The sequence below is a fragment of the Kosmotoga arenicorallina S304 genome, from assembly GCF_001636545.1.
Taxonomy (GTDB): domain Bacteria; phylum Thermotogota; class Thermotogae; order Petrotogales; family Kosmotogaceae; genus Kosmotoga_B; species Kosmotoga_B arenicorallina.
Genome location: NZ_JFHK01000019.1, coordinates 22737 through 30788, shown reverse-complemented (window position 1 = coordinate 30788; position 8052 = coordinate 22737). Strand labels below are relative to the sequence as shown.

At 41.4% G+C, this 8052-nt stretch carries 10 protein-coding genes and 1 pseudogene; 3 read left to right on the top strand and 8 right to left on the bottom strand.

What is annotated here, in order from left to right:
• Nucleotides 1–266: pseudogene (locus tag AT15_RS08220) on the bottom strand (IS701-like element ISKol8 family transposase); the annotation flags it as partial.
• 133 nt (nucleotides 267–399) lie between these two features.
• Entirely contained in the window at nucleotides 400–861 is a 462-nt protein-coding gene (locus AT15_RS08215; protein WP_068348270.1) for a GyrI-like domain-containing protein, read from the bottom strand.
• Nucleotides 862–1011: 150 nt separating this feature from the next.
• Between AT15_RS08215 and AT15_RS08210 the strand changes: the two genes are divergently transcribed.
• Entirely contained in the window at nucleotides 1012–1986 is a 975-nt protein-coding gene (locus AT15_RS08210; protein ID WP_068348268.1) for a GNAT family N-acetyltransferase, read from the top strand.
• Nucleotides 1987–2244: 258 nt separating this feature from the next.
• Here the strand turns inward: AT15_RS08210 and AT15_RS08205 are convergent, their stop codons facing one another.
• The 5 genes from AT15_RS08205 to AT15_RS08185 form a co-directional block, all read right to left on the bottom strand.
• Nucleotides 2245–2487, bottom strand: a complete 243-nt coding sequence (locus tag AT15_RS08205) for a hypothetical protein (RefSeq protein WP_068348266.1) — start codon at nucleotides 2485–2487, stop codon at nucleotides 2245–2247.
• 87 nt (nucleotides 2488–2574) lie between these two features.
• Complete coding sequence (locus AT15_RS08200) at nucleotides 2575–2799, bottom strand: hypothetical protein (protein ID WP_068348264.1); 225 nt, start codon at nucleotides 2797–2799, stop codon at nucleotides 2575–2577.
• A gap of 52 nt (nucleotides 2800–2851) precedes the next feature.
• Entirely contained in the window at nucleotides 2852–3061 is a 210-nt protein-coding gene (locus AT15_RS08195; protein WP_068348262.1) for a DUF2922 domain-containing protein, read from the bottom strand.
• A 17-nt stretch (nucleotides 3062–3078) separates the two neighbouring features.
• Entirely contained in the window at nucleotides 3079–3315 is a 237-nt protein-coding gene (locus AT15_RS08190) for a DUF1659 domain-containing protein (RefSeq protein ID WP_068348260.1), read from the bottom strand.
• A gap of 177 nt (nucleotides 3316–3492) precedes the next feature.
• On the bottom strand, nucleotides 3493–4260 hold the full coding sequence (locus AT15_RS08185; RefSeq protein ID WP_068348258.1) for a carbohydrate kinase family protein: 768 nt from the start codon (nucleotides 4258–4260) through the stop codon (nucleotides 3493–3495).
• 150 nt (nucleotides 4261–4410) lie between these two features.
• On the opposite strand from AT15_RS08185, the gene AT15_RS08180 reads away from it, so the two are divergent.
• Nucleotides 4411–6315: an FAD-dependent oxidoreductase gene (locus tag AT15_RS08180; protein WP_068348256.1), complete on the top strand. Its 1905-nt coding sequence runs from the start codon at nucleotides 4411–4413 to the stop codon at nucleotides 6313–6315.
• Nucleotides 6316–6338: 23 nt separating this feature from the next.
• Entirely contained in the window at nucleotides 6339–6668 is a 330-nt protein-coding gene (locus tag AT15_RS08175) for a NifB/NifX family molybdenum-iron cluster-binding protein (RefSeq protein ID WP_201029954.1), read from the top strand.
• A gap of 6 nt (nucleotides 6669–6674) precedes the next feature.
• On the opposite strand, the gene AT15_RS08170 is transcribed toward AT15_RS08175, so the two are convergent.
• The gene (locus AT15_RS08170; protein ID WP_068348252.1) at nucleotides 6675–7991 is read right to left on the bottom strand and encodes an alpha/beta fold hydrolase; all 1317 of its coding nucleotides are present in this window, start codon (nucleotides 7989–7991) and stop codon (nucleotides 6675–6677) included.
• Between the last annotated feature and the right edge of the window lie 61 nt (nucleotides 7992–8052).

Below are 8052 nucleotides of genomic sequence, written 5' to 3'. Positions count from 1 at the left end.
TCAAGACCATTGTTAGAAAGAAAGCTTTGGATGAAATTCAATCTGCTGCCTGTAAGCTCTTCAGTGGTAACCCTGGTATTTGAAAGCATTCGTGAGAAAGATGACTGAGAATGCCCCATTTTCCTACCAATAGAACTGAGGCTCTTGAAATGAGATATGGCAAGGCCCCTGGTGTAATCAAGCAGCAGTGTTTTGTGTTCAGACCTGGGGAAAGAAATCTCTTCACACATAGAGTTTAGAAGTTGTGGTATATTAGTTGTGGGCATGGGAAACCTCCATATGTTGTGTTTGGCTTCACAACTAATTTACTAGGTTCCCATGCCTTTTTCAATGACCTATATTTCCCTCTTTCCTCTAAGTGCATAGTTTGGGTCAAAGGAATGTGGAGTAAGAGCAAGATTATTTCACCGGCACAAAAATATCCAATTCGCTATCTTCTTTGAAATCGTTGAAGCGTTCATCATAGAATTCAAAATGGTATGCATTCCATTTCACTTCGTATTCGCTATTTGGGAGGTATTTGTTGTAGATGAAGTCAAAAGTATCATGAAGGGTTTCAAGGCTTCCTGTGTGGGTAAAGACAAGGTATCTTGATTGGGGAATTTCTTTTTTTACCATGTTTTCAGGTATTTTTTCAAAATGCTTTGCGGGGACACAGGCAATATACTCAAAATTACCCTCCTTATCCATGGGTCCCATTAATCCATAACACTCCTCGAATGTTGATTCATCCATGCCAAGTGCAGCTGTTTCTTTCATAAAAATTTCCCAGAGTTCAGATATTTCACCCTTTTCATTCTTTCCGTAATATCTCATTCCAACTGCTTCAAATGCAGGTTTTGTTACAATCCTCGGTTCCATAAAAAACCATCTCCTTATTATGTTTTTGGCAACGATGGTCACAGGACTCAAAAATGGAAACATAATGGTATATGATATTATACCATACTAAACTCGATATTCTGGATGATATATTTAAATCAAAAGAGATTCTCGGAGGGTGGGGATTTTATGTTGAAACCTGGCGTATTAATGCCAGAAGATCTAAAAAGCGCAATTGAGCTTGCCAGTGAGATTTTCGAGAAAGACATGGGCGCTTGTTTTCCGGTTTTTCTTTCAGAGAAAAATATAGGCAACCTTCTGGGCGTTAAAGATGGGAACAGGGTAGTTTCTTTGTTTGGTATGCAACCTGCGAAGATATCTATATATGGATATACGTTGAAGGTAGGTTTAATAGGATCAGTGTGCACCCATCCTGATTACAGGGGAGCGGGTTTTGCTTCCAGAATGCTTGAAATGATGCAGGCAAAGAGCATCAAAATGGGTATATCTATGTTTATCATATCCGGAACAAGGGGGCTGTATAAAAGATTCGGGGCGGTTGAATTTGGCTGTTATCATACGGCGAAGATACTACCTGATGGTGAAAAAACAAAAGTTCAAAAAGCTTATTCAAAAGATGTTGGAAAAATTCTCTCAATTCATCAAAAGAAGACAGTCAGGTATTTGCGAAGTTATGATAGCTTTAAGGCGATTTTCAAATCTGGATACATTGCATGCAGGCCTGGCGAAACTTACCTGGGAGAAGAATCTTACTGCACCTTTACGAGTATAGACAACGAACTCCATGTGCTGGAATATGGAGGCAATAAAAGTGAGGTGCTTCGTATTATTAGAGCCGTAACGGCTGAAAAAAACAAGAATTATTGCGTGCTTCATTATGATAACAGTTTTGATTACCCAGCTGATAAAACTACAACTTTTGAAGGCACTGCAAAAATAATATCTTCAGAAAACTTCTTTTCTCAACTCGAAGGTTTTTTCCTTGAAAGGCTTTCTGAAAGAGAATACAAAGAATTCAAAAATAAAGCAAGTAAGCTTGATAATACTGAACTGACGAAGGCTGTTTTTAATGAAGGCATGGATTTAGGATTAGAAGGGATATTTCCGATAACCTTGCCAGATTATGGATGGGATTATATTTGAAGGTTTTATAAGGCGGCTATACAACAGCAAAATTGTTGTTGGTTGTAGGTTGTACGTAAATCACAGGCAATCGAGAACGGAGAGTACGAGAAAATGAATGAAAACGCTGTGCTGATCTAAAGCTAAGGCTATGCACGACAAAGCACGCACAACCTACAACCAACAACTCACAACCAATAACCTACAACGAACCGAGCGTAGTTTCTTCTCGTCATCTCGGATCTCGATTTTCTCGGTTCTTTGCTCTCGTTATCTTTTCTAAGCTTTTTTGTGTTCAGACAGATGAATTGATGCCCATTCTTTGATTCTGTGAATTTTCGATTCAATCAAATTTTTCTCATGAGCGGGAACTTCATTTTCAATCCTTTCAAAGGTGTTTATTGCCTTTTCTGCAATTTCTTTCCTCACTCTTTTTCCATGCCACAGATAAAGTGTTATCCACCTTATGAAAAGAGAATAGGCGAATAATGCAATGCCAAGGAGCACCAGATCTCCGATCATAGCAATCCCCTCCATTAATATTCTATGCTTTGCGGGGAAATTGCCCAAGGAATTGAAGCAGTGAAAAGACCGCCTGAGGGGCGGTCTTTAAGCTGTTTTCCAGATAGTCCTGTTAAGCCAGGAAACTACTATATCGATGGCTTTATCAAGGACTTCATCGAGCAGATTTTTGTCTAATTTCCAGTCTTCCTCCGGAAGTACCTGATATATGAGGTTCTTTAATTCCTGCTTCTTCTTATTCCCTTCACCGGGTCTTTCAAGCAAACAAGCACCAAGAGAGAGCAACCCGGTTAACGACTTTAGAAAGTACATTTCACACCTCCTTTATTAAAAGCGGGCCAAAATGGCCCGCTTCAGGGTTTCATTAGATCAGGTTAAAGAGTTCGTTTGTGGCTTTGTCAATGACGCTTGCGTAATCCGTTGCGTAGTTTGAGGGAATAACCTTAAGAGTCACAAGGGTATCCATGACATTCTGAACTTCAGCCTGAGTTAGACCATCTTTTGGGGATCTAAGCACAAGCCCTTTTGATTTACCTTGAGCAGCGTCATACCATCTCATGTTAAGGGTTTTCAACTAATCACACCTCCTCATTAATCAATTGGTCCGAGACTGTCTGTACTGATAAGCCTTATCTCGCTAATGGTATAAGTGGAGAGAGAAGCGAGGTTGTAGGCTGCGTCGTAGGCTTCCTGCTCGGTAATGGAGCTATCCACGGGTATGGATTGTCTGTAATAAACCGGTTCTCCATCCTGTACAACTCCGGTGTCCCAAACAATCTGAAGCCTCTTTGCGTTACTGAGATTCACAACTGTTGAACCAAGTCCCACGTTTTACACCTCCTATTTGTTTTCTGCGGCCGCGCGATAAAATGATATCAATATATACAAACGAATACCATATAGTTCAAAAAAAAGAGAATCTGGTTCAAGATTCTCCTCTGAAAGCAAGGTTTTATATAATTTTCAAAATATGTGAATTTGTGAAACAGCAAAAATTAGAGTAAATCAGATAAGACTTTTAAGAGCTTTTGCTTTTGAAAAGGCTCCTTTCACTTCCCTGACCATTTTTTGTGAGGCTTCCACAGCTGACCGTGCTGAAAAGAGAATGTCCCGGGTTCTCAAGTACAATGTAATTAAAACTATGTCAAAAGCATCACCAGCACCGACTTTATAGGGATAAATACGTGCATCAGATGGTATTAATTTGTCTTTCACCAGTGCCCCCCTTGAACCGAGTTTAGTGACATGACACCCGCTGTTGCACTCAATTTCGGTGCCTAAAATCAGTAACTCGTTGTCGCAGGCGTTTTTAATTTCTTCAGGTGAAATAATGGGCCTGGGTCCGAGATCGACCACTGTCAATTTTGCAGGGATTTTCAGCGCATCTAAGATGGTCTCTCTTGGTATTTCTGTATTTATGATGCATACCTCCGCTTCTTCAACAACAGGCATTTCAATTCTTTCCTTGTTAGCACCTCTGTCAACAGCTATAGGTTTATCGTTAAAAGCAATGTGGTGTCCTGTTTTTGCGTCACTTATTGCCCTGATATGTGAAATATCGAATTTATCATCAGCAAGAATACGTTTTATTTCTTCACCTCTCCAATCAGAGCCAACGTTTGAGTAAAAATGAACTTCAAATCCCTGCTTGAAGAGGCCATAGGCGATATTCAATCCTGAACCTCCAGGCATTTCAAGAATTTCCGCCTTATGGGGTTCATTGCCATAAATAAACACATCCCAGAATGTTCCACCAAATACGAGGATTTTCATAGACCTGCCCCTCCTTTGTAGTCTTGAAGACTTAATAAGTATTTTAACACCTTTCAAAATAGCTATATACATATGGCATATATATAAAAAGATGTTATAATAATTGGCGAGAAATTACCCCTCAGGGGTACTAGTGGGAGGAGAATTAAAATGGTCGCATCGACCACTTTCCAAATCGCCGGAAAAGTGTTGAAAAATCGCTTTGCTGCAGCTCCTTTCAAAACAGGTTTAGGCCAGATTGATGGTTCTGTTTCTGAGGAGCAGATCAAGTTTTTTGGGAGAATTGCTGACGGGGGAGTGGCACTCATCCTGGGTGAGCCAATCGCGGTATCTGCAGATGGTAGGGAGCATCCAAGGCAAATGATGCTCAATGAAGATAACTTCAATGAATTCAGAGAGTTTGTGCATTCGATTAAAAGTCGCGGTGTATTATTTGGGGCGCATCTCAACCATGCAGGAAGAGCTGCAAACCCAAAAGTAATTGGCAAAGCCCCAATTGCGCCTTCTGCCATTCCTTGCCCTACAACCAGAGCAACACCGGATGAGTTATCTGTTCGAGAAATAGAAAGGATTCTGAATGATTATGAAAAGACGGTCTTGCTGTGTAAAAAAGCAGAAGTTGACTTTATTGAGCTTCAAATGGGGCATGGTTATCTCGTTCACCAATTTTATTCCGAACGATTAAACAAACGCCAAGATGAATATGGCGGGAGTTTAGAAAATCGTTTGAGGTTTGCCCGGAGACTCCTTGAAGCTGTTAAATCCCAGGCAAAGGATATACCTATAATCGTGAGGCTTTCAGCTTCAGAATTTATCGAAGGCAGCATAACACCAAAAGCTCTTAAACCCCTTATTGCGCTTCTGGAGGATGAAAACGTAGCTGCATTGCACCTTGGTTTTGGAAACGCATGCGATAGCCCCGCATGGTATTACCAGCACATGGCATTGCCTGAAAGCCCAAAAATCGACGCCGCAAAGGAGATAAGAAAGTTGACAAGGCTTCCACTCATTCTTGTTGGTAAGATGGTGGAAGAGGAAAAAATTGAATCATTACTTTCTGAAGGCGTTGTTGACCTGGTTGCCATGGCAAGGCCTCTGGTTGCTGATCCTGCATTGCCGGGGAAAATTTTACATAACAAAGAGCCTAAAATTCGATGTGGCGCATGTTTACAAGGGTGTCTTTTGAACGTGAAAGCAGGGAGCCCAATAGGTTGTATTATAAATCCGAAAACAGATATTTTTGAAGAACCTCAAAAAGCTAAGCTCATGAAAAGGGTGATCGTTGTCGGTGGTGGACCAGCAGGGATGACCGCTGCATTAACCCTTGTAGAGCGAGGGCATGATGTAACGCTTGTAGAAGAATCTGATAAGCTGGGAGGCCAATTCAACTATGCGCATTTGACACCTGGCAAGGATAGGATGGCATTGCCGCTGGATTCGCTTAAGTACGCCGTCGAGAAAAAAGTAAAAGTATTGAAAAATAAGAGAGCAGATATAAGCTTTATAAAGGAAGTAAAGCCTGACTTCGTTATACTCGCTACAGGTGCTGAATCCATTATTCCAAAGATTGATGGCCTTAACTCTGTGAAATGGATAACTGGTAACGAGGCCCTTGAAAGGGATATTTCCGGGAAGCGGATCCTTGTTATTGGTGGTGGATTGATTGGCATGGAAGCTGCTGAAAAGCTCCTGGAGCAGGGTAACCAGGTAGATGTTGTTGAATTGAAAGATAAAGTAGCTGATGGTATGGAGCCTATAACGGAAAAATTGATGTGGAAACGCCTTCAGGGTAAGGAGATAAGTATTTACACCAATACAGCGGTCCGCGCCTTTGATCCAGATGGGGTTACTGTTGAAGACCTGAAGAGCGGGGAGAGGAAAGATCTCGGAAAATATGACCTTACTGTAATTGCAGTTGGCACAACTCCACGGTGTCCTCTTAATAACGAACTTCAGGCCTTGGATATTCCCTTTGGGGTTGTTGGTGATGCCAGGGAGTTGAATCAAATAATTGGAGCTGTGAGAAGTGCCTTTAATGCTGTGGTTTCTATATAATGACGTTGAATGAGGTGAGTGTTTTGAAAAAGTTGGTAGCTGTTGGAACCAAAGACGGTGCTTATCTTAATGGTGATCACTTTGGTCAATCAAAAACCTTTGTAATTTTTGAGGTGGATGGAGATCGGTTCACTAAGGTTGAAGAGCGCGAAAACCCATATTTTGGCAGGCATCAGCATGCAAAAGTAAGTGAAGTGCTTACTGTTCTTGGAGATTGTAAAGTATGGATAGGATCAAGCATGGGTGCCGGTTCCATGAAAAAGCTAAAAGAAATGAATTATGAGCCTTTTTTGGTGGAAGAAGGCTCCGTTAAGGAAGCTGTGAAAGCCTATCTTGAGAGCAAAAAGGATTAAGGGGGCTCAATGCCCCCTTTCCAATTTTTCAATCCAGTTTGCCATAGCTTCGATTACTTCTTCAGAGACAAAGCCCGCTTTATAATAATCGTTTACAGAGTGCTGGACCCCCGGTTCGGTTTCTAAAAACAAATGGTTCAGCCCGGGAAATGACTTAAAGGTGAAATTTGATCTGGCTTCAAATTTATTCTTAATGGCAAAAAAGTCTTCCTTCATCGTCACCTGAAAATCTTCTTCTCCTTGCAGTATTAGAACAGGTATAGAGATTTTTTCCAGTGCGGGGATGGTAAGATAGCGGTCCGCATCATAATAATACGCTGCCGTCACCCCGCCATTTATGGGGGTGTCAGGTGGAAGCTCGTGATTTATGAGTTTTGTAAAAAAAGTTTCAGTGATTCTCAGTTGAAGTTCTGAAATACCCGTTACCGGAGCGAGATATCTGGTCTGTGAGAGACTGAGTTCTGCAAGTTGCCTGGCAGGTGGGGCAAGCATGATGATGCCTGATACTTTATTGTTTCGGAGAGCTATATAAGGCGCCAATCCCGCACCCATACTGTGCCCAATAATGTATATGGAACTCACGCCAGGAATTTCAGATGCTTTTTCTATTGCTTCAAGGGCGTCCGTGATATACTCCTCTTCTATTGTTATTGAAGCCAATTCGCTGATTTCTTCTCCATATGTGTAGGTGCGTTTGTCATAGCGCAGTACGGCAATTCCATGCGCGGATAAGCCCCAGGCTATATCCCTGAATATCTTGTTAGGTCCAACAGTTTCATCCCTGTCGGAAGGCCCTGAGCCGGGTACGAGTACAGCAATGGGAAAGTTATTTGCCTCTTTTGGAAGCGTCACATAGCCTTTGAGAATCCATGGGTCTTTCCCGATGGAAATTTCTTTTTCCTCAAACAATTCAGGATCTGCATAAGGCGGGATCATTGGTTCTGGAGGTGCGGTGGGCTGTATAAGAAATTGAGCTATTTTGTCGTGCTTGTCTATTACAATACGTACATTTGCATAGCCCTGTTCGAATTTTGTGTAGAATACTACAAGGGTTCCTTCGTTAAAAAGTTGAGTGGTTACATCGAGAAGTTCTGCTGGTGTGCCAAGCATTTGTTCAATTTGATTGTGAGCGCTTTCCATTGCCTTCACTCCGAATTGGAGTTTGACTTGAAATGATTGCATTTCAAAAGCTTGCTCAAACTCCCTGGAAAAGAAAAGTGACATGTACTCTTTGGCAATCTCAACAGCTGATCCATTAGCGAATACAATTATGGAGATCGCTACCATAATTACAAAAAGGATTTTTCTCGCACAGTTTTTCATGCACATCACCCTCATATATTATACGCCGCTCTATCGCAAAATCTTTGTATAAGAACCCAAT